19 protein-coding genes are annotated in these 21,359 nt (G+C 73.1%); 12 read left to right on the top strand and 7 right to left on the bottom strand.

The window, feature by feature from the left end; translation table 11 throughout:
- Window positions 1–22 precede the first annotated feature (22 nt).
- Entirely contained in the window at window positions 23–946 is a 924-nt protein-coding gene (locus EL245_RS04555; RefSeq protein ID WP_126382079.1) for a twin-arginine translocase TatA/TatE family subunit, read from the top strand.
- A 103-nt stretch (window positions 947–1,049) separates the two neighbouring features.
- Here EL245_RS04555 and EL245_RS04550 read toward each other — a convergent pair whose 3' ends face one another.
- From EL245_RS04550 to EL245_RS04540, 3 genes are all read right to left on the bottom strand, one after another.
- Entirely contained in the window at window positions 1,050–2,195 is a 1,146-nt protein-coding gene (locus EL245_RS04550; protein ID WP_126382077.1) for an Mrp/NBP35 family ATP-binding protein, read from the bottom strand.
- An 89-nt stretch (window positions 2,196–2,284) separates the two neighbouring features.
- Entirely contained in the window at window positions 2,285–2,896 is a 612-nt protein-coding gene (locus EL245_RS04545; RefSeq protein ID WP_126382075.1) for a DUF1003 domain-containing protein, read from the bottom strand.
- The gene (locus EL245_RS04540; RefSeq protein ID WP_126382073.1) at window positions 2,889–4,181 is read right to left on the bottom strand and encodes a magnesium transporter MgtE N-terminal domain-containing protein; all 1,293 of its coding nucleotides are present in this window, start codon (window positions 4,179–4,181) and stop codon (window positions 2,889–2,891) included. Before EL245_RS04540 ends, EL245_RS04545 begins: the two co-directional genes overlap by 8 nt.
- Window positions 4,182–4,261: 80 nt before the next feature.
- On the opposite strand from EL245_RS04540, the gene EL245_RS04535 reads away from it, so the two are divergent.
- The 3 genes from EL245_RS04535 to EL245_RS04525 all read left to right on the top strand — a co-directional run bounded on the left by EL245_RS04535 (window position 4,262) and on the right by EL245_RS04525 (window position 7,343).
- Window positions 4,262–5,050 carry a general stress protein gene (locus EL245_RS04535; protein ID WP_126382071.1) on the top strand — a complete coding sequence of 263 codons (789 nt, stop codon included), beginning with the start codon at window positions 4,262–4,264 and terminating at the stop codon, window positions 5,048–5,050.
- 7 nt (window positions 5,051–5,057) lie between these two features.
- Window positions 5,058–5,915 (top strand): sugar phosphate isomerase/epimerase family protein, encoded by an 858-nt coding sequence (locus EL245_RS04530; RefSeq protein ID WP_126382069.1) that lies wholly within the window; start codon window positions 5,058–5,060, stop codon window positions 5,913–5,915.
- Between the two features lie 378 nt (window positions 5,916–6,293).
- Window positions 6,294–7,343, top strand: a complete 1,050-nt coding sequence (locus EL245_RS04525; RefSeq protein WP_126382067.1) for a hypothetical protein — start codon at window positions 6,294–6,296, stop codon at window positions 7,341–7,343.
- 126 nt (window positions 7,344–7,469) lie between these two features.
- Here the strand turns inward: EL245_RS04525 and EL245_RS04520 are convergent, their stop codons facing one another.
- A complete protein-coding gene (locus tag EL245_RS04520) occupies window positions 7,470–9,044 on the bottom strand; it encodes an aminopeptidase P family protein (RefSeq protein ID WP_126382065.1) in 1,575 nt (524 codons plus the stop codon).
- Window positions 9,041–10,135, bottom strand: coding sequence for a Gfo/Idh/MocA family protein (locus EL245_RS04515; protein ID WP_126382063.1), 1,095 nt, complete (start codon window positions 10,133–10,135; stop codon window positions 9,041–9,043). Before EL245_RS04515 ends, EL245_RS04520 begins: the two co-directional genes overlap by 4 nt.
- A 66-nt stretch (window positions 10,136–10,201) precedes the next feature.
- Here EL245_RS04515 and EL245_RS04510 point away from each other — a divergent pair, with 66 nt between their 5' ends.
- From EL245_RS04510 to EL245_RS04490, 5 genes are all read left to right on the top strand, one after another.
- Entirely contained in the window at window positions 10,202–11,047 is an 846-nt protein-coding gene (locus EL245_RS04510; protein WP_126382061.1) for a PHP domain-containing protein, read from the top strand.
- 59 nt (window positions 11,048–11,106) lie between these two features.
- Window positions 11,107–11,736 carry a MarC family protein gene (locus EL245_RS04505; RefSeq protein ID WP_126382059.1) on the top strand — a complete coding sequence of 210 codons (630 nt, stop codon included), beginning with the start codon at window positions 11,107–11,109 and terminating at the stop codon, window positions 11,734–11,736.
- Between the two features lie 141 nt (window positions 11,737–11,877).
- Complete coding sequence (locus EL245_RS04500) at window positions 11,878–13,284, top strand: ferredoxin reductase family protein (RefSeq protein ID WP_126382058.1); 1,407 nt, start codon at window positions 11,878–11,880, stop codon at window positions 13,282–13,284.
- 106 nt (window positions 13,285–13,390) lie between these two features.
- Window positions 13,391–13,918, top strand: coding sequence for an FMN-binding protein (locus EL245_RS04495; protein ID WP_126382056.1), 528 nt, complete (start codon window positions 13,391–13,393; stop codon window positions 13,916–13,918).
- Entirely contained in the window at window positions 13,915–14,889 is a 975-nt protein-coding gene (locus tag EL245_RS04490; protein ID WP_126382054.1) for an FAD:protein FMN transferase, read from the top strand. The genes EL245_RS04495 and EL245_RS04490 overlap by 4 nt, the downstream gene beginning before the upstream one ends.
- 42 nt (window positions 14,890–14,931) lie before the next feature.
- Here the strand turns inward: EL245_RS04490 and EL245_RS04485 are convergent, their stop codons facing one another.
- Window positions 14,932–16,620 carry a DEAD/DEAH box helicase gene (locus tag EL245_RS04485; RefSeq protein ID WP_126382051.1) on the bottom strand — a complete coding sequence of 563 codons (1,689 nt, stop codon included), beginning with the start codon at window positions 16,618–16,620 and terminating at the stop codon, window positions 14,932–14,934.
- A gap of 388 nt (window positions 16,621–17,008) precedes the next feature.
- Here EL245_RS04485 and EL245_RS04480 point away from each other — a divergent pair, with 388 nt between their 5' ends.
- Complete coding sequence (locus EL245_RS04480) at window positions 17,009–17,659, top strand: ferritin-like fold-containing protein (RefSeq protein ID WP_126382050.1); 651 nt, start codon at window positions 17,009–17,011, stop codon at window positions 17,657–17,659.
- A gap of 43 nt (window positions 17,660–17,702) precedes the next feature.
- Here the strand turns inward: EL245_RS04480 and EL245_RS04475 are convergent, their stop codons facing one another.
- Window positions 17,703–18,299, bottom strand: coding sequence for an excalibur calcium-binding domain-containing protein (locus EL245_RS04475; RefSeq protein WP_126382048.1), 597 nt, complete (start codon window positions 18,297–18,299; stop codon window positions 17,703–17,705).
- Window positions 18,300–18,488: 189 nt separating this feature from the next.
- Here EL245_RS04475 and EL245_RS04470 point away from each other — a divergent pair, with 189 nt between their 5' ends.
- Both EL245_RS04470 and EL245_RS04465 read left to right on the top strand, forming a co-directional pair.
- Entirely contained in the window at window positions 18,489–18,713 is a 225-nt protein-coding gene (locus EL245_RS04470; RefSeq protein WP_126382046.1) for a hypothetical protein, read from the top strand.
- A 278-nt stretch (window positions 18,714–18,991) separates the two neighbouring features.
- Window positions 18,992–21,244: an RNA ligase gene (locus EL245_RS04465; RefSeq protein WP_126382044.1), complete on the top strand. Its 2,253-nt coding sequence runs from the start codon at window positions 18,992–18,994 to the stop codon at window positions 21,242–21,244.
- The last annotated feature ends 115 nt before the right edge of the window (window positions 21,245–21,359 follow it).

Raw genomic sequence — 21,359 nt, 5'->3', positions numbered from 1 at the left:
GGGGCCTCCCTATACTGACCGCGTGTTTGGCATCTCCGGAGCGGAGTTCTTCGTCATCGTGCTCGTGGCCGTCCTCGTGGTCGGCCCGCAGCGCCTGCCCGAGTACACCCGCAAGCTCACCCAGGCGGTCCGTCGGCTGCGTGTCTTCCTTGACGACGCCAAGGTCCAGATCGCTGAGGAGGTCGGTCCGGAGCTCGGCGACCTCGACCTGTCCGACCTCGACCCGCGCAACTACGACCCCCGCAAGATCGTGCGTGACGCCCTCGGGGAGGACCTCGACGCCATCCGCAGGGACCTGGCCAACCCCTTCCAGTCGGTGGCCAAGACCGTCAAGGAGACCAGCGACGACGCGGTCGCTGCCGCGGCAGGCGCCAGGGGGTCGAAGTCCCTGTCGACGATGATCAACGACAAGGCCGAGGAGACCCGCCGCGCCAACGCCTCCCGGCAGGCAGCGGCCGCGGCCCGCCAGGACGAGACTCCCGAGTCCTCCGAGCCCTCCGAGACGACCGAGGCTCCCGGGACCTCCGAGGAGCCCGGCACGGATCCCGTCGAGGGCACAACCGGTACCGAGGCCGCTGAGGCCGCTGAGGCCACGGAGGCCGCTGACGCCACGGAGGCCGCTGAGGCCGCTGAGGCCACGACCGACCCGGGCTCCACGAGCGGGCCCGACCTCGTCCGGGCCGAGGCCGAGGCGCAGGCGGTCACCGCCGAGATCCCCGAGGTCGAGCAGGCCGGGACCGTCGAGGTCAGTGACAACGCTGGGCCTGAGGAGCCGGAGGCCTCCGATGGCCCAGCCGACCCGGCCGCGGTGCCCTCCAGCCTGTCCGAGGACGACGCGCGTGCCCCCGAGCCGGTGCGGCCGATCTCACCGCGCGACATCGTCCGGGCCGCTCGGGCCGCCGCCCGCACCCGCGCGGAGGCGGCCGAGGCCGTCGTCGAGGTCTGAGCGTCGCCGGGGAGCGGGCCTGCTCCCCGGCCCGGGTGCCAGCAGGGCGGAGGGCCGGGCCAGCCAGGCCGGCCGGGCAACCTGGCCAGCCAGGCCGGCCGGGTCAGCCGACGGGGCTGACCCCCAGGTTGCGGCCTGCCAGGCCACGAGCCCGGTGACCCAGCCTCCTGGCCACCGCCACGAGCTCGGCCGCGGCCGGGGCGTCGTCACGGGGCTGACCGTCCTGGGCGATGACCGCGGGGACGCCGCTGTCAGAGCCCTCTCGCAGCGCGACGTCCAGCGGGAGCTGCGCGAGCAGGGGAACCTCGTAGCCCAGGGCCTGCGACAAGGACTCTGAGACGGCCTGTCCGCCGCCGGAGCCGAAGACCTCGATCCGGCTGCCGTCGGGCTGGGACAGCCACGACATGTTCTCGATGACCCCCACGACGCGCTGGTGCGTCTGGGTGGCGATGAGCCCGGTGCGCTCGGCGACCTCGGCCGCGGCGGTCTGCGGCGTCGTGACGACGAGGACCTCGGCGGAGGGCAGCAGCTGGGCCACCGAGATCGTCACGTCGCCCGTGCCTGGGGGCAGGTCGAGCAGCAGGACGTCCAGGTCGCCCCAGAAGACGTCGGTGAGGAACTGCTGGACCGCCCGGTGCAGCATCGGCCCGCGCCACACGACCGGCTGGCGCTCCTCGACGAACATGCCGATGGAGATCACCTTGACGCCGTGCGCCACCGGCGGCACGAGCATGCCGTCGAGCTGGGTGGGGACCTGGTTGACCCCGAGCATCCGCGGGATGGAGAAGCCGTAGATGTCGGCGTCGACCACCCCGACGCTCAGGCCCTGGGCGGCCATCGCCGCGGCCAGGCTCGCGGTCACCGAGGACTTCCCGACCCCGCCCTTGCCGGAGGTGACGGCGTACACGCGGGTGAGGTTGCCGGGCTGGGTGAAGGGGATGACCGGCTCGGCGGAGCCCCCGCGCAGGCGGGTGCGCAGCTCGGCGCGCTGCTCGTCGGTCATGACACCCAGGTGCACCTCGACGCCGGTGACTCCCTCGACGTCGCCCACCGCTGCACGCGTGTCGGCGGTGATCGTGTCCTTGAGCGGACACCCGGCCACAGTGAGCAGGACGCCCACGGTCACGGTGCCGTCCTGGGCGACCTCGACCGAGTCGACCATGCCGAGCTCGGTGATCGGGCGGCGGAGCTCGGGGTCGATGACCTTCCCGAGCGCCTCGTACACTGCATCGGTCGATGGAGTCGGCATAGGCGCCATCCTAGATGACTGGCGCCGAGACGATCGTGACAGGGGCCACCGGGCCGGGGTCGTGCCCCGGGGGACCGCAGGTGCGCGCCTCAGTCCTGGGACCCTGACGAGCCGCCCGCGGGCGGCTCCGCGCCGGGGGCGCGGGCCTCGGACCTCCGCCCGTCCCGACGCTCCTCGCCCCGCTCGTCATGGATCTGCTCGCGGGTGCGACGCTCCTCGGCAAGGATCTCCTCGAGCATCCCCCGCAGCTCGCTGCGCACGAAGTCGCGGGTGGCGACGTCGTTCATCGCGTAGCGCAACGAGGCGATCTCCCGGGTGAGGAACTCGGTGTCCTCGAGGTTGCGCTCGGCGCGCTGGCGGTCCTGCTCGGCGGTCACCCGGTCGCGGTCGTCCTGCCGGTTCTGGGCGAGCAGGATGAGCGGGGCGGAGTAGGAGGCCTGGAGGGAGAGCATGAGGGTCAGGGCCGTGAAGCCCAGCTCGGCCTTGTCGAAGCGCAGGGGCCCGGGACCCCAGGAGTTCCAGGCCATCCACAGGGCGACGAAGACAGTCAGCCAGATGAGGAAGGTGGGGGTTCCCGAGAAGCGGGCGATCGCCTCGGCGACCCTCCCGGAGGTGTCGGATCGGGTGGTACGCCGCGGCCGGGCCCATCGCAGCCTGCGCGAACGTCCCTCCGACAGGGGCTGGTCGAGCTGCTCAGCCATTGGCGCTCCTCTCGATCATCTCGTCGGTGACCGCCTCGTCGGCCTCACGCCAGTCATCGGGCATGAGGTGGTCCAGGACGTCGTCGACCGACACGGCGCCCAGGAGGCGGTCGGCGTCGTCGACCACCGGCAGGGCGGTGAGGTTGTAGGTGGCCAGCAGGCGGGTGACGGTGCCGATGGAGTCCTCGGCGTGCACGCCGTCAAGGGCCTTGTCGAGCAGGGAGCCCACCATCTTCTGGGGCCGCTCGCGCAGGGCGCGCTGGAAGTGGACCATCCCGAGGTACCGGCCGGTGGGGGTCTCCAGGGGCGGACGGCACACGAAGGCCACCGCCGCCAGGGCCGGGGTCATCTCGGCCTTGCGGGCCTGGGCCAGGAAGCCGGCCACCGTCGCCTCGGGGGGCAGGATGATCGGCTCGGTCGTCATGAGACCGCCGGCGGTGTACTCGTCGTAGGTGAGCAGGCGACGCACGTCCTCGGCCTCCTCGGGCTGCATGAGGCCCAGGAGCTCGGTGGCCTTGATCTGGGGGAGCTCGGCGACGAGGTCGGCGGCGTCGTCGGGCTGCATGGCGTCCAGGACGTCGGCGGCGCGGGAGGCGTCCAGGCCCGACAGGAGGGCGACCGCGTCGTCGTCGGACAGCTCCTCGACGGCGTCGGCCAGGCGCTCGTCGGACAGCTCGGCGGCCACCTCGAGCTGGCGGGCCAGCGGAAGGTCGGACAGGACGTCGGCCAGGTCGGCGGCCTTGAGGTCCTCCAGGGTGGCCAGCAGGGCGGTCGCGCTCTGCTGGTCGGCCGAGCCAGCCAGCCCCGAGACCTCCTCGGGACGCACCATGAAGGTCTCCCCGCGGCGCAGCCCCAGGGGGCCGGAGGCGGCGCGCTGGACGAACAGGCGCGTCACCTTCCAGTCCATGCCCCGGTCCCGCTCGATCGCCACGTCGCGGATGGTCACCTGGCCGGTGCCGTCGCGCATCGTGACGACGCGGTCGAAGAGCTCACCGAAGACGAGGGTCTCGACATGGCGCTGCTCGAAGCGCCTGATGTTGACCAGGCCCGTCGTGATGACCGCCCCCGGCTCGATGGCCGTGACCCGCGACAGGGGCAGGAACACCCGCCGGCGCCCGGCGACCTCGATGACGAGGCCGACCGCACGAGGCTCCCCCCGCAGCGCGATGAGTGCGACGACGTCGTGGACCTTGCCGACCGCGTCCCCCAGGGGGTCGAAGACGGTGGTGCCCACGAGACGGGCGATGAAGACCCGTGAGGTGCTGCGCGTCCTGGTGTTCTCCACGAGCACAGCCTATGCGCCCTGGGCGTGAGCGAGCGCGCACAGCGCCCGGAGCCGTGCGCGGGCGTGCGACGATGGGGCACATGAGCAGCTTCTCCTCGCCGACCGCGCCGATGTCCGTTGGTGGAGGCGTCATGCCCCGGGGCACCGAGGTCGCCTCCTTCGCCACCTACCCCGAGGCCCAGGCTGCGGTGGACGCGTTGAGCGACGACGGGTTCCCGGTCCAGCACCTGGCGATCATCGGCACCGACCTGCGCCAGGTCGAGCACATCACGGGGCGGCGCAGCTGGGGCAGGGCCATCGCCTCGGGGGCGGGCTCGGGCCTGTGGATCGGGATCTTCTTCGCCGCGATGATGATGTTCCTGCGGCCCTCGAACAGCACCGGCGTGACCGCCGGCGCCGCGGTGTTCATGGGCGTGGTGTGGGGCATCTTCTTCCAGGTGGTCTCCTACGGGCTGACCCGGGGCAAGCGCGACTTCACCTCCTTCAGCCAGGTCGTGGCCTCGCGGTACTCGATCCTGGCCTCGGCCCACGCCCAGGAGGCCGCCCAGGCGCTCGTCGACGTGCCCGGCAACCTCACCCGGGGCGGGGAGGTGGCGCGCCGCGCCCAGGAGCGACGGGCCGCGCGTGCCGAGGCGCGCGGCGACGGACCGACCGCCTTCGGCTCCAGGCCCGACGAGAAGCCCCGCTTCGGCGTGCGGCTGGCGCAGGGGGAGGACCCCTCGCGGTACACCGCCGACGGCCCGGACGCCCCGGGCGCCGACGAGGCCGGCGCCCAGGACCCGGGACGGGAGGAGGCCGAGGACAAGGCCGCGGGGACTCCGGGCGCGACAGGCGGCTCCCAGGGCCCCTCGACCGCCGCGGGCGAGTGAGGCCACGATGACGGTACCTGTGGGGCTGTCGACCTCCTCGGTCTACCCGGGCGGGGCGGAAGCCACCTTCGCGCTCGCGGCCGAGCTGGGATACGACGGGGTCGAGGTCATGGTCTGGAGCGAGAAGGCGACCCAGGACGCCCGCGTCCTGGAGGGCCTGGCCCGGCGTTACGACCAGCCCGTGCTCGCGATCCACGCACCGACGCTGCTCCTGACCCGCTCGGTGTTCGGGGTCGACCCCTGGGACAAGGTCGACCGCTCCATCGAGCTCGCCCGGGCCCTGGGCGCCCCCAACGTCGTCCTCCACCCGCCGTTCTTCTGGCAGACGCGCTACGCGCGCGGCTTCGTGCGCGGGGTCGAGCGGCGTGAGGCGATCACGGGCATGCACCTGTGCGTCGAGAACATGTTCACGTGGAGGCCCCGCAACGCCCACTCCACGCGGGACTTCCAGGCCTACTCCCCGACCTGGGACCCGGTGGGCCAGGGCTACCGCTCGGTGACCCTCGACATCTCCCACGCGGCGACCTCCGGATCGGACGCGCTGGCGATGACCCGGTCCCTGGGCCCGACCCTGCGCCACCTGCACCTGACCGACGGCGTGCCGGGCTTCCTCGACGACCACCTCCTGCCCGGTCAGGGCACCCAGGACTGCGCCGGCGTCCTCACCTACCTCGCGGCCACCGGCTTCGAGGAGCGCGGCGGCCAGGTGGTCGTCGAGGTCAACACCCGGACGATGAGCCCCGCCCAGCGCCGCGAGGGCCTGGCCAGCGCCCTCGCCTTCGCCCGCGAGCACCTCGAGGGCCAGGGACGCACCCAGGACGTGCACGTCCCCGCTCCCACGCGCAGGCGGTACAACCGCGCTTGAGTCGCCAGACCCCTGGGGGGGGGCGGTCGGGTCCCGGGCGTGTGCGGGGTTCCTCCGGCCGCGGGTCGGCGGCGCCTGCGGCGTGGGCCAGGACTCGCGTCGCCACGAGGACTGCGCTGAGTTCCTCGCCGAGCGCATGAGTTCCGGCGGTTTGTGTGTGCCCAGCACCCACCAACCGCCGGAACTCATGCGTGTGACAGGGGCTCATGCGTGTGGCCTCGACTGAGGGCGGTGCCTCCGACTGGAAGTCATGCGTGTGACAGGGGCTCATGCGTGTGGCGGGACGAGGTTCTCCACAGGTGAGCTTGGTGCACCCCACCTCCACAGAGCTCGCCCACCGTTGTGGCGCCATATGGGCGGGGCTTCGAGGATCGTCCTATGGACGCCTACCCGACTCCGCCCTCGATCCCGACGGTCACTCTGTCGGCGGCGAGCAGCCTTCGGCACCTGCCGAGCCGTCCCGAGCTCCTTCACCTCATGCGCGGCGTGTACTACCGGCCCACCGAAAGCGCCGAGGTGTGGCGGCAGAAGCACGAGATCAGTCTCGCGCGTTGCCGGGGAGCCTGGGAGACGCGTCGCAGCGCCGTCGCGTTGAGCCACGAGTCCGCCGCCCTTGTCCATGGTCTGTGGGTCCGTGACGCCGAGCCCGACGTCTGGACCGCGATGCCGCGGCGCTCCTCTCCGGCTGTCATCGCCCTTCCGCCACTGGACTTCCGACGAGGGCGGACTCCCCGCCCGGCGCAGGCAGGAGGGGGCTCTCGCGTCGTCAGCATGCGGCGGCGTCGACTGGTCATCCCCGAGGAGAGCCTCGTCGTGGTTCAGGGCATCGTCGTCACCGACATCCTGCGAACCGCGGTCGACTGCGCCTTCGACCTGCCGGCGTGCCGATCCGTCACCATCATCGACTCCGCGATGCGCGCTCTGGTCCGCCCCGACCGCCGTGACCCCGTTGGAGCGGGGCGGCGATGGGCGCAGACTCGGGCGCGGTTCCTGGACGCCGTCGAGGCGGAGGGGCCCCGGAGAGGTGCCGTTCGGGCGGGGGCGGTGGCACGGATAGCGAGCCCCTTCTCGGAGTCCCCGGGCGAGAGTGTCGTGCGCTGGCAGGTCGACGCGCTTGGCCTGCCCTCCGCCGTCCTCCAGCAGCGCGTCGACCTCCCCGAGCATCGGCGCAGCTTCTTCCTCGACCTCGCCTGGCCGGATCTGCGGGTCGCCGCCGAGTACGACGGTCGGGACAAGTACGCGGCGACGGGCACGGTCTGGGAGGAGAAGGTTCGTCAGGACCTGATCCAGGGGGCCTCCGACTGGTCCTTCTCACGATTCACTGCCGAGCACCTGCGTGACGCGAGCCGGCTCCGGGAGGACGTCCTGGCCATGTTCCCGGCAGCCGTCGTCGCACAGGCGCGACGGCGCAGGGGACTATGGGACTGAGATCGCGTCATACGCATGAGCTCCGGCGGTCTGCGCGTGCCTGGCACCCGCGAACCGCCGGAACTCATGCGTGTGACAGGGACTCATGCCTCCGGCCGGAACTCATGCGTATGATGGTCCGCCGCCTCAGGCGATGAGGCCGCTCACCCAGGCCTCGACCTCCTCGACGGTGCGCGGGATGGCAGCGGTCAGGTACTCCACCGAGCCGTCGGCGCGCACGACGACGTCGTCCTCGACGCGTACGCCGATGCCGCGCAGCTCGGCGGGGGCGAGCAGGTCGTCGGCGCGGAAGTACAGGCCCGGCTCGATGGTGAAGACCATCCCCGGCCGCAGCGGGGCGTCCATGCTCATCTCCCGGCGGGCCTGGGCGCAGTCGTGCACGTCGAGCCCCAGGTGGTGGCTTGTCCCGTGGACCATCCAGCGACGGTGGTACTGGCCGTCGGGGCCCAGGGAGTCGGCGGCGCTCACGCCCTGGGGCAGCAGCCCCCAGGCCTCGAGGCGCGCGGCGATGACCTCCATGGCGGCGGCGTGGACATCGCGGAAGAGGCAACCCGGCTCGTTGGCCCGGGCGAAGGCGGCGTCGGCGGCGTCGAGGACCGCCTGGTAGACGCGGCGCTGGGGCTCGGTGAAGCGCCCGTCGACCGGGATCGTGCGCGTGACGTCGGCGGTGTAGAGGGAGTCCACCTCGACGCCCGCGTCGACCAGGACGAGCTGACCGGGGCGCACCGGGCCGTCGTTGGAGATCCAGTGCAGGGTGTTGGCATGGTCGCCGGCCGCTGCGATCGTGTCGTAGCCCAGCCCGTTGCCCTCCTCGCGGGCGCGCGCCCCGAAGGCGCCCTCGAGGACCCGCTCCCCGCGCCAGTGGCCGGTAGCGCGGGGGATGGAGCGGATGAGCTCCTCGAAGCCCGCGGCGGTGGCGTCGACGGCGCGCTGGAGCTGGTCGACCTCCCAGGCGTCCTTGACCAGCCGCAGCTCGCTCGTGGCCTCGGCCAGGGCGTCGTCGGCCTGCCGGGCCTCCTGGCCGTGGGCCAGCCCGGCGCCCTGGCGCACCTGGTCGACCAGGGCGGTTACGGCGGCGTCGGCCTGGGCGACCACGCGCAGCCCGACCGCCCCGGGCCCGGCGTCCTTGGCCAGGCGGTCGGACAGGGTGTCGATGTGGGCGCAGCGGATGCCGGTGAGCGCCTCGACCTCCTCGATGGAGGGGCGCACCCCGACCCACAGCTCACCGTAACGGGCGTCGGCGTAGAACTCCTCGCTCGAGCGCGAGGCGCGCGGCCGGAAGTAGAGCACCGCCTCGTGGGTCGGCTCGCCCGCGGCGGTCTCCTGGCCCGGGACGGTCAGGGGGTCGAGGACGAGAACCGCGTCGGGCTCGAAGTCGGTGCCCGTGCCGGTCAGGTGGGCGAAGGCCGAGTGCGGGCGGAAGCGGTAGTCGCAGTCGTTGTTGCGGGTCACGAGGGGGCCGGCCGGGATGACGAGCCGCTCGGTGGGGAACAGGGCCCCCAGGGCGTCGCGGCGGGCGGCCGCCCACGGGGCGGACTCGCTGAGCTCGGGCAGCCGGTCGGGGCGCGGGCCCCAGCCGGAGGCGATGAAGTCGCGGAAGGCCTCGTTGCTGGGCCGGTGGGAGCGGTTCGAGCCGCGCTCGGACACCGGCTGCGCCTCGTCCTCGACGGTGAGGGAGGCGTTGTCGTGGGATTCGGTCATGCGCCCATCTTGGCACCGGGGTCACCGGGCAGACGAATCCCTGTGAGGCGTCGGGCCTCGGCCAGGACCCTCACGCAGGCGGCGGAGGCCGAGGGCGGGTGCAGCGGGGAGTGCCGCGCGCCGGTCGACACGAGGCGGCACACCTCGGCCAGCTCGCGGGCCAGGACCGGGCCGGTGCTCGTCACCGACAGGTCCTCCTGCCCCTCGGGCGATCGCAGGGTGATGCGACGCGGCCACTGGCAGTCGTCGAAGCCCAGGGACATCGTGTCCGAGGCGATGGCCGAGCCGGTCGAGGCCCTCGAGGTCTTGGAGTGCAGGCAGACCACCTCCAGGTCGGTCGAGGACCCGTCAGGCAGGACGTCGTAGTCGAGGATGATCGCGCCGTGGGAGTCGACGCCGGAGCTGAGCAGCCGGGCGGTGGCGTGGACGCGGGCGGGCGGGCCGAACAGGTGGATGGCCAGGGACACCGGGTAGACCCCCAGGTCCATGACCGAGCCCCCCGCGCGGGCCGGGTCAAGGACGGCGGGGAGCTCGCCCGCACGGTAGGCGGGCATGCGCGAGGAGAGCTGCTCCTTGACGAGCACCGCCCGGTGGGGGCCCGGCCCGTCAGCCGCCAGGCGCTGCAGGGCCTCGCGCAGCACCCGGGTCCCGGGCTCGAAGGCGGTCAGCCACGCCTCCATGAGGACGCGGTCGTGGCGCTGCGCCGCCTCGACCATCGCGTCGGCCTGCTCGGGGGTGACGGCGAAGGGCTTCTCGACGAGCACGTGGAAACCTGCCTCCAGGGCGGCCAGGGACTGCTCGGCGTGCAGGACGTTGGTCGAGGCGACGTAGACGACGTCGGCGGGGGAGGACCCCTCGGGGCCGCACTGGCGCAGCAGCACCTCGAGGCTCGGCCACGCGGCGCCGATCCCGTGCTCGGCGGCGAAGGCGGCTGCCCGCTCGGGGCGCCCGGAGGTCACCGCGACGACCTCGGCCTGCGGCACGGCGGCGACCGCCTCCATGAACCATCCCGCGATGAAGCCGGTGCCGACCACCGCGAAGCGCACGGGTCCGTCGGTGCCCGAGGAGACGGTGCCGGTTGAGTCGCTCATGGGACGATCCTGCCACCGCGGGCCCCGGGGCGTCGGCCTGAGCCGAGGCTCCCTACACTGGACGGCGTGCGCATCGACCCCCACACCCACTCCTCCTGCTCCGACGGGACCGACAGCCCCGCCGCCCTCATGGCGCGCGCCGCCGAGGCGGGGCTCGACGTCGTGGGCCTGACCGACCACGACACGACCGCGGGGTGGGCCGAGGCCGCCGGGGCGGTGGGCTCGACCGGCGTGGCGCTCCTGCGCGGCACGGAGGTCTCCTGCGCCGTCGACGGGGTGACCCTCCACCTCCTGGCCTACCTCTTCGACGTCGAGGCCCCCGGCCTGACCGAGGCCTTCGAGCACGCGCGCACCTCGCGCTCGACCCGCGCCCGCCAGATGGTCGAGCTCCTGGCCGCCGACTACCCGATCACGTGGGAGGACGTCGAGGCCCAGGCCGCCGGCGCGGTGACGATCGGCCGCCCGCATATCGCCGACGCGCTCGTCGCCGCAGGATCCTTCGACAGCCGCGGGGTGGCCTTCGCCGGGCCCCTGGCCACCGCGAGCCCCTACTACGTGCGTCACTGGGCGCTCGACCCCGTGCGTGCCTGCGAGCTCGTGCGAGCCGCGGGCGGGGTGCCGGTGGCCGCGCACCCCCGTGCCGCCTCCCGCCAGCGCCGGCTCGTGCCCGACGCCGTCTTCGCGGACATGACCGACGCCGGGCTGGCGGCCCTCGAGGTCGACCACCGCGACCACGGGCCCGCCGAGCGCGAGCAGGCCCGGGAGCTGGCCCGGTACCTGGGCATCGGGACCTCCGGCTCCTCGGACTACCATGGCGCGGGCAAGCCCAACCGACTCGGCGAGAACCTCATGCCCCCTGCCCTGCTCGAGCAGATCGTCGGCGAGGGCAGCATCCCGCTCGTGACCGCCTGAGCGGCGCCGGCGACGTCGCCTGCCACGCTCCCTTCCAGATCCGACACCCCGACACCTTCATGCTTGACTCCGTCCTCGACCTCACCCTCCTGGCCACCTCCTTCACGACGATCCTCGTCATCCAGGACCCCCTCGGCGCGATCCCCATCTTCCTGTCCCTGACGAGCAGGCAGACCGACGCCGAGCGCAGGCGCTCGGCGTGGCACGCCACGCTCGTGTCCTTCGCCGTCATCCTCCTGTTCGCGATCTTCGGGCGCTACATCCTCATGTTCCTGGGCATCACGGTGCCCGCCCTCCAGATCTCCGGCGGCCTGCTCCTGCTGCTCGTCGCCCTCGAGCTGCTGACCGGAAAGATCGAGGAGACACCCGACTCCGAGGGGGCCAACACGAACGCGGCCCTCGTGCCGCTGGGCACCCCGCTGCTGGCGGGTCCCGGGGCGATCGTCGCCGCCATGGTCGCGGTGGAGTCGGCCCGGACACCGGTCATCGGCTGGATGTCGATCACCGCGGCGATCATCGTCACCCACGTCGTCATCTGGCTCACCCTGCGCTTCTCCGTCGGCCTGCACCGGCTCCTGGGCGACTCGGCGATCCGCGTGCTCACGCGCATCTTCGGTCTGCTCCTCGCGGCGATCGCCGTGCAGATGATGGCCGACGGCGTCTTCGCCTACATCGGCACCGAGCTCTGACCCGAGGGCGGGACAGGGAACCGGCAGGACCGCGCCGGTGCGCCAGGGAGCTGAGGGCAGGCATACCTGAGCCTTTCAATCCACAGTTCATCCATAGGTTGCTCAGTGGGTTCTGTGAGGGTGCCTCGGTTGAGTGGGCCTATGACCTCCTCCGCAGCGGGCCTGTCGGCCGCATCGGCCGTCCCGACCGCCTCCGCGACTGCCGCGGTCCGGGCGCGTCGCCCTCCGGCGCGGGTTCGCGAGGACCGTGCCACGGCGCTTGTCGCCTCCCTTGCCGGGCTGGGGCTCGGCGTCGTCCTCGGGGCCGCGCTGCTCACCCTCGGGCCGCTCGAGGCGAGCTGGACGTGGGCGACCACGGCTGTCGGCCGGGTCAGCGCCGTCGTCGGCACCTACGGGATGCTGTGGATGATCGTGCTCGTCGCGCGCGTGCCCCCCGTCGAGCGGGCCCTGGGCCACGACCGGCTCGTCGCGGTCCACAAGCGGGTGGCGCCGTGGACCATCTGGCTCATCCTCGTGCACATCGTCTTCTCGGTCCTGGCGTGGTCGGGCCAGGAGGGCGTCTCGTGGCCCGTCGAGCTGTGGCGCATGACCCTCACCGAGCCGTGGATCCTGGCCGCCGACGTCGCCGTCATCCTGCTCGTCGCCGCCGGGGTGACGAGCTACCGACGCGCCAGGCGACGGCTGCGGCGCGAGGTGTGGTGGACCGTCCACCTCTACACCTACCTCGCCGTGGCCCTGGCCTTCGCCCACCAGATCACCGTCGACGGGCCGTTCCTGTCCGGATGGGCCCGCTGGGTGTGGATCGGGCTGTACCTCGTCGTGGCGGAGCTCGTGGTCGTCCACCGCGTGGCTCTCCCACTCATCCGCTCCCTGCGCCACGACCTGCGCGTCGAGCGGGTCGTGCCCGAGGCCGAGGGCGTCGTGTCGGTGTGGATGCGGGGCAGGGACCTCAACGCCCTGGGGGTGCGCCCCGGACAGTTCGCCAACTGGCGCTTCATGGCGCCGCGCCTGGCCTACGAGGCCCACCCCTACTCCTTCTCCGCGCCCGTGTACGAGGACCTCATGCGCATCACGGTCAAGAACCTCGGCGACGCCTCCGCACTGACCGCCCGCCTGGTCCCCGGGACCCGCGTGCTCATGGAGGGCCCCTACGGCACGATGACCGCCGCGAACCTCGGGTCGGCGGGCCACACCGTGCTCGTGGCAGCAGGCGTCGGGCTCGCCCCGGCGCGGGCCCTGGCCGAGGACCTGAGCGACGCCGGGGTACGTGTCGACCTCGTCGTGCGGGTCCCCTCGCCCTCCGCCCTGCCCCTGGACCCCGAGCTCCGGGTGCTCGAGCGCCGGCCCGGGGTGAGGGTCCACCGCCTCGTCGGGCACCGGGACGCCCACCCCATGGACGCCGCCCAGCTCCTGTCCCTCGTGCCCGACCTGCGCGAGGCCGACCTCTACGTCTGCGGCCCGGAGGCCTTCAACCACCTCGTCCTGGACTCTGCCCGCGCAGCCGGGCTGAGCCGGGACAGGCTCCACCACGAGGAGCTCGCGATGTGAGACCGCAGGCCCGGGCGCCCCGCAGGCCCGGGCGCCCGGACGGGGCACCCGCAGCGGGCGCCCGCGACACCCGACCAGACCCGAGACGACTGCAAGGAGCATCCTCATGCGACCCACGACCACCGGAGCCATCACCGCCGGAGCGACGATCCTGGGAGTCGCCGCTGTCATCGCCTGCAGCCCGACCCCCCAGGGGACCTCCGTGGCCACCACCGCCGGCTCGGGCTCGGTGGGCTCGGAGACGACCGCCGCCGACCAGGCGCAGTCGGGCTCGGAGCAGGCCACCACCGAGGCCTCAGGGTCCGCGCAGACCTCAGCACAGGCCACGACGGACTCAGCCACCGGGACCTCGTCCGGGGCCTCCGGGACGTTCCAGGGCGAGACCTACGAGAGCCCCTACGGCCCGATGCAGGTCGAGATCACCGTCGCCGACGGGACGATCACCGAAATCACCTGGATCCAGCTGCCCAGCGACGGGCACTCCGAGCGGATCAACGAGTCGGCCGCCCCGACCCTCGTCGAGGAGGGCCTGGCCGCCCAGAGCGCCGACGTCGCCTCCGTCAGCGGTGCCACCTACACCTCCGAGGCCTTCACCACCTCCCTCCAGTCCGCGATGACCCAGGCGGGCCTGTGACCCCGTCGCATGCCCCCACCGTCCTCGGTCCGGCCGGTGGCCCGGCCCTCCTCGACGAGGCGGGTGTCAGGCTCACCGGCCGGGGCACCCTCGTGCGCGTCGTCGAGGCCTGGGGCACGGTCATCACCCTGGAGGCCGCCCTGCGCCCGGGCACGCCGGTCGACGCCGAGCTGGCCGCCCGTGCCGGGAAGGCCTTCGACGCCTGCCAGGCCGAGATGGCGCGGATCGACCGCCTCTTGTCGACCTACCGCAGCGACTCGCTCATCACCGCCCTGCGCACCGGTGGCTGCCGGGAGGAGGACCTGGCCCTCGAGGGCGACGAGCTCGCCGTGCGCTCGGTCCTCGAGGAGTGCCGCCGACTGCGGGCGCTCACCGGAGGATCCTTCGACCCCTGGTCGGTGCCCGGGGGAGTCGACCCGTCGGCCTACGTCAAGGGCTGGGGGGCCGGGGGCTTCGCGCTCATCCTCACCCAGGCCCTCGGAGGGGACCCCGCCTGGTCGGGCCCCGTGACAGGGGTGTGCGTCAACGCGGGCGGAGACGTCTCGGTGCGCGGGACCCGCGCCGACGGCTCCCCGTGGACCGTGGGGGTGCGGGACCCGGGGGACCCCTCCCGGATCCTGCGCGTCATCGAGGCCACCGAGGGGCACGTCGCCACCTCCGGCCTCTACGAGCGCGGGGAGCACATCGTGGTCGCCCCGCTCCGCCAGGGCCGGGCCGAGTCGGGGCGGGTGCCGCGCTCGGCCACCGTGTGGGGTCCCGACGACGGCATGGCCGACGCGCTGGCGACGGCGCTGTTCGTCGACGGACGCGCCGGCGCCGACTGGCTGAGGCGGGTCATGGACTCCGACCTGGGGGTCGGACGGCGCAGGTCGCGCTGGGGGGCCTGGGTCGTCGAGGAGTGCGGGGCCTGGCGCCTGGGGGAGACGGACTCCCTGGTCCAGGCCGCCGGCCCGAGGCCGCACGGGGCCTGAGAGCGCCCGAGGGGGCCTTGAGGGGCAGGGGCCCGGAGGGGCTCAGTCCCCGGCGCTGTCTGGGTTCCTCGTCGCGATGGGGCGCCCGCCCCGGGTGCGCTGGCGCGTGCGGCGCGGTCGGCCGGCCTGCTCCTGGGTGCCGGCGTCCTCGGGCGAGCCTGAGCGGCCCCGGCCCGAGCGGGAGGTGGAGCCCCGCCCCTCGTCCTGCCCGCGCCCGGAACGACCGCCCCTGCCGGAGCGTGCGCCCCTGCCGGTGCGCCCCCCGCCCCGGCCTGCTCGAGCGTCGCGAGGACGTCGCCCGGTCTCGCCGAGGTCCTCGATCTCCTCGGCGTCGAGGCCCTCGAGGGTGCGCTGGTCGCGCGGGAGCTGGCCGGTGACGCCCTCGGGGATCGACAGGTCGGAGTAGAGGTGCTCGGAGGTGTGGTAGGTCTCGACCGGCTCGGTCACGGGCAGGCCCAGCGCCTTGGCGATGATCCGCCAGCGGGGGATGTCGTCCCAGTCCACGAAGGTGACCGCGGTGCCGGAGTTGCCGGCGCGGCCGGTGCGCCCGATGCGGTGAACGTAGATCTTCTCGTCCTCGGGGCACTGGTAGTTGATGACGTGGGTGACGTCGTCGACGTCGATGCCGCGGGCGGCCACGTCAGTGGCCACGAGGACGTCGACCTTGCCCTTGCGGAAGGCGCGCAGGGCCTGCTCGCGAGCGCCCTGGCCCAGGTCGCCGTGGAGTGCGGCGGTGGCGAAGCCGCGGGAGGCGAGGTCCTCGGCGACGCGGGCGGCGGTGCGCTTGGTGCGGGCGAAGATGATCGTGCGTTCACGACCGGAGGCCTGGAGGATGCGCGAGACGACCTCGACCTTGTTGAGGGCGTGGGTGCGGTAGACGACCTGCTGGACGGTCTTGACGGTCATCCCCTCGTCGCCGGGGTCCTGGGCTCGGATGTGCGTGGGCTTGGTCATGTAGCGCCGCGCCAGGGCGACGACGGCGCCGGGCATGGTGGCGGAGAAGAGCATCGTCTGGCGGTCGGTGCGGGTGCGCGCCAGGATCTTCTCGACGTCGGGCAGGAAGCCCAGGTCGAGCATCTCGTCGGCCTCGTCCAGGACGACGGTGGTCACGTGGGTGAGGTCGAGCAGGCCGCGGTCCATGAGGTCGATGAGCCGGCCGGGGGTGCCCACGACGATCTCGGCCCCCTGGGCCAGGGCCTCGATCTGCGGCTCGTAGGCCCGCCCGCCGTAGACCTGGGTGATGCGCACCGTGCGCTTGGCCGCGGCCATCGTCAGCTCCTCGGCGACCTGCTTGGCCAGCTCACGGGTGGGCAGGACGACGAGGGCCTGCGGGGAGCCGGCGGCGGGGTCCTCGTCCCAGCCCTCCTCCCCGGGGCCCAGGGTGTCCATGAGCAGGGGCAGGCCGAAGCCGAGGGTCTTGCCCGTCCCGGTCTTGGCCTGACCGATGATGTCCTGGCCGTCGAGGGCGACCGGGAGGGTGAGGGCCTGGATGGGGAAGGGGTGGGTGATCCCCTTGGCCGCGAGGGCCTCGCAGATCTCGGGCTCGACGCCGAAGTCGGCGAAGGTGCGGCGCGTCAGGTCGGCCTGGGCGCCCTCGTCGGTGATGTCGGGGGTGGCCTCGTCCAGGACGGGGGCGTGGGCACCGGCGGTCTCGATGATGCCCGAGGCCGTCTGGCTGGGCTCGGGGTCGGTCGTCTCGGTCTGGTTGTCGTCGCTCACGAGCTTCCTCATGTCTGGTATCTGGCCGCGGGCGCTCGCGTTCCGCTCCGTGCCGGGCGCCGAAGGGCTCGCAGGAACGGGCGCGAGCCGGCGCTCCCGGGAGCGTGCGTCGCGGCCGTGGGTGGCAGCCGATCGCGAATCGTGTCCCGCTGCGGGCCGGGGCCGCCGGGACCTGGCTGCTGGACGACCGGGCAACCGTGGACTCGCTCAGGGTAGCGGCAGGCGCGGCCGCGCGCCCGTCCGCTCGGCTGGAATGCGCTCCTGGCGTGGGCGAACTCACGCCGGGATGGTCGGGGCGGTCGGGGTCGTGACCGGTTTGTCCTCGGTCCTCGGCTGTCAGGTACTGGTTGGTGGCCCCTGTCTGAGGACTGACTCATCTCACTCATCTAGGCTGGAGGCCATGACAGAGCCGTCCCTCCCCGCTCAGCAGTCCCCCTCCCGGTACCTCGAGGCCGTCATCGGCGTGGCCTGCCTGTCCTGCACGATCGCGAGCACCCGTTACGCCAAGGACGCCGACAAGGCTCCCGCCATGGAGCAGAGGGTCGAGCTGCTGCGCATGAGCGCCGAGAGGGTCGAGGCCTTCGAGGTGCTGGCCGCCGTCGGCGGCGAGGCCGGGGTCGAGGTCTACGCGGCCGCCCAGGGCTTCGTGGGCATGCTTGACGACGTCGACTCCAGGCTCCGCCCGCTGGACTGGCAGGAGCGGCTGGTCAAGACCTACCTGACCTTCGGGATGCTCGTCGACTTCTCGATGGCGCTGGCTGACGGCCTGCCCCAGCCCGTGCGCACCCGGGTGCTCGACGCCCTGAGCGTCGACCGCTTCGGTGGCTTCGCCGCCCGCGAGCTCGAGGAGGGGATCGCGGCCGACCCCCAGCTCGCCGCCCGCCTGGGCCTGTGGGGCCGCAGGGTCGTGGGTGAGGAGATCGGCACCCTCCAACGGGTCATCGCCCGTGAGCCCGACCTCGTCGCCGGGGGAGCGGACGCGGCGAGCCTGCGCACGGTGCTGTCCCAGGGGGCGACCTCCCGCATGCGCGGGCTGGGCCTGAGGATGTGACCTCCTGCCGCGGGCCGGCCCGCGGTCTCAGATCCTCAGCAGGTCACTCGCAGGCGATGCCGTCGTCGTCGCGGTCGAGCTCGGCACGGTACCCGGGCTCGCCCACGTAGAGAGGATACACCCCGGCTGCACGGGCTTCGCTGCAGTTGGCGTAGTAGGTGTCCTGCTGCGCGGCGGGTGCCTGGGCGGCCTGTTCCTCGGCCTGGCGCTGTGCCTCGGCGGCGGCCTGTTCCTCGGCCTGGCGCTGTGCCTCGGCGGCGGTCTGTTCCTCGGCCTGGCGCTGTGCCTCGGCGGCGGCCTGCTCCTCGGCGGCCAATCGGGAGGCCTCGGCCGAGGCGGACGCTGCAGCCTCGGCGGCGAGCCGGGAGGCTTCAGCTGAGGCCGAGGCCTCTGCGGCCGAGGGCCCCGTCGGGCTCGGTGACGAGGAGGCGGTTGTCGCGGTATCTGCGAAGGCGACAGGCGCCACGGTGCCGGTCTCGACGACGGTCACGGGCGTGGGCGCGCTGCACGCACCGAGCGCGGCCATGACACCGACCACACCGACGACTGCGAGCCGCCCGGCGGCTCGGCGGACGCGACGTCCCCCTGCGTGCGAGGGGAGTCGGGTGGCGGTGGCGGGAGGAAGGGATGGGGAGCTCATGGCCTCATCGTGCGACGAGCGCACCGTGAGTTCTATCTCACTTATGTAGCAAATCGGTGGCAATTATATTTCGGTGGGGGCGGCCGGGACGAGGGGTCCCAGCAGGCCGGGTCGGTCGACGGCGCCCGCGGTCCCGCGCTTCCTGGCACACTTGGGGGACCACGTCACCGACGACATGAGGACCCGAACATGTTCGTACGCCGAGAGGCCATCGCTGTCCGCTGCGACCACGAGGGCTGCGACCGCATGGTCGCCCACCGGGTGGTCGACACCGTCCACGATCCTGACGGAACGGCGATCGAGCGGGTCCTCGCCCTGAGCTACACCGAGAGGGACGCCCTGCGCGCGGCCGAGCGCGACGGATTCAAGATCATCGCCAGCCACGTGTTCTGCGAGAAGCACGACCGCGTCTGAGACCGACGGGCTCCTCACCTCCCGGTCGCCGCGGCCCTCGGGCGCCGTCGTCCCGGGTGGCGGGCCGGCCTGCGCCCGAGCGCGCCGGCTCGCCGCCGCCCGTTTGCGCGCGCCCCGACGTCGCGCTACGCTCCGGGCTTGCTATCACCGGGTGCCCTCATCACACACCCGGCCCGGTCGCAGGCGTTGACGCGTCGTGCCCGGGTCGCAGGGGCCCCGACCGGGTCCTGCGGCACGCGCCGCAGGACCTTTTCCGTATGACGAAAGGGGGTGCGCGCATGCGTACGCTGTTCATCCTTCGCGGAGCCCCGGGCTCCGGCAAGTCGACCCTCATCAGGCACCACCGCTTGAGTGAGCTGGCCCTGGGGCTCGATGACTTCCGTCGCCTGTACTCGACCCCCTTCACCGACCTCGACGGGCAACCGACCCTGTCGATGGCCTACGGGGCCGAGCGCAAGGTCGTGGCGGCCTACAAGGACGCCGTCGAGACCCGCCTGCAGATGGGCGCCACGCTCCTGCTGGACGCCACGAACCCCAACCGTCGCTCCTGGGGGGCCTACGCCGAGTTCGCCGAGCGCTGCGGGTACACGGTCCACGTCATCAACGTCCAGGGGGACCTCGACGACGACGAGCTCCTGGCCCGCAACGCCACGAGGCGCGGGACGATCGACTACGTCACCCCGCAGGCGGTCACGTCGATCGCCGCCAAGGTCCGTGGCGCGGGCGCCCTCCGTGAGCCGGTCGTCGGCTTTGAGGACGTGCGCCGCCTCAACACCCTCGTCGAGCGCGACCTCACCGGGGTCTACGACAGGCTCGTGCTCATCGGAGACGTCCAGAGCTGCGCGGGAGCGCTGGACAAGGTCCGCCGTCACTACGGCGGCTGGGCCTCCGACACCCTGTTCGTCCTGACCGGGGACCTGTTCGACCGGGGCCCGGACGCCGCAGGCGTCCTCGACGTGCTCGGCGAGCCGGTCCCGGACAACGTCGTGCTCGTCGAGGGCAACCACGACGAGCACCTGCGCCACGTCGTCGGCGGGCTGCCGGGGGCGAGGTGGAGCCACACCCGCACGAGCCTCGAGCAGATCCTGGCCTCAGGACGCACCAAGCGCGACGTGACCGACCTGCTGGGACGGATGCGTCCGGCCCTGGCCCTGCGCTTCGCGGGCCGCAGCTGGCTGGTCACCCACGCGGGCCTCGACGCCGTCACCCTCGAACGGGTCATGAGCGTGGACGAGGCCACGGGGCTTCGGTCCTACGACCTGACCACGGTGCCGATGCGTCAGCTGCTGCTGGGGTCCTCCAGCCGCGAGCAGACCTACCTCGGTCGCTCCGACTACGACCGGGACGTCGAGGCCCTCCTGTCCCACGCCGAGGTCGTGCAGGTCCACGGACACCGCAACGGCACCCGCGACCAGGGGCCGGGGCCGGAGCGGGCCGCGCCCAACGTGGTCACCCTCGAGCACGGGGTGGAGAACGGCGGCCACCTCTCGGTCCTGGAGGTGCGCGCCGACGGCGTCGAGACCATCCTGACCTTCACCGACGAGCCCCTGGCCGGGGGTGAGCGGGCGCAGGGAGGCTGGTGCACGGAGCCGGGCTCGCTCATGGCGCGCATGGTGGCCCACCCTGAGGTGCGGATCCGCGATGTCGAGGGCCTGCCCGGCGTCGTGGCCTGCAACTTCACCCGACGGGCCTTCGTCAAGGGCGTGTGGGACGAGACGAGCTGCAAGGCCCGGGGCCTGTTCCTCCAGGCGCGCAGCTCGCGGGTGGTGGCCCGGGGCTACGACAAGTTCTTCAACCTCGGCCAGGCCCCGGGCCCGGCGGACCTGGGCGCGGTCGTGCGCGCGGGGGAGGGCATGCCCTTGACCGTGCGGCGCAAGTGGAACGGCTTCCTGGCCATCGTCGCCGTGGTCGACGGGAGCCTGCGGGTGCTGTCCAAGGCCGGTGTCACGCCCTACGCGCAGCTGGCCCACGAGATGCTCCTGGCCCACCTCGGGCCGGGGGAGGAGGAGCTGGCCGGTCTGCTTGAGGAGGCGGGGGCCTCGCTGACCTTCGAGGTCATCAGCCGCCGCGACCCTCATATCGTCGACGAGGGCGAGGACAAGGTCGTGCTGCTCGACGCCGTGCGCAACCAGGAGCAGATGGAGCTCATCGAGCCGCTGCGCCTGGAGGTCGCGGAGCGCTTCGGCTTCATCTCCCCACAGGTCGAGGTCATCTCGCAGGCCGCGGGGCGGGAGGACGTCGAGGCGCTCGCGGCACGGGCGCGCGCGAGCGAGGAGGCGCGTGACGAGGGCTTCGTCATCTCCTACGGCCAGGGCCTGATGACGAAGTACAAGTCGCGCTACTACTCGGAGGTCAAGGCCTTCAGGGCGCTGCTCGAGCGCTCCCTGGCCGGGCGCGAGGTGCGTCCCGGGTCGCGGGGATGGAGCCTGTACGAGCGCTACCTCGACCACGGGGAGACCTCGGAGTTCCTCGTGCCCGACCCCATGCGCCCGGGCGCGGTGGACATCCCCGCACTCGTGCGCAGCCTGTAGGAGGGGTTGCCGAGGGGGACCGGCCGGGCCGGGCCTGAGGCCGGGGCTGGGCCCGGCTACCTGCCGGGGCCGGCTACCTGCCGGGGCCGGCGGTCCCCCTCGGGGCTGGCCTGCC

This window comes from Actinomyces howellii (assembly GCF_900637165.1).
GTDB lineage: Bacteria > Actinomycetota > Actinomycetes > Actinomycetales > Actinomycetaceae > Actinomyces > Actinomyces howellii.
The sequence above is the reverse complement of the archived record's forward strand: the minus strand, read 5'-3'. Positions and strand labels throughout refer to the sequence as shown.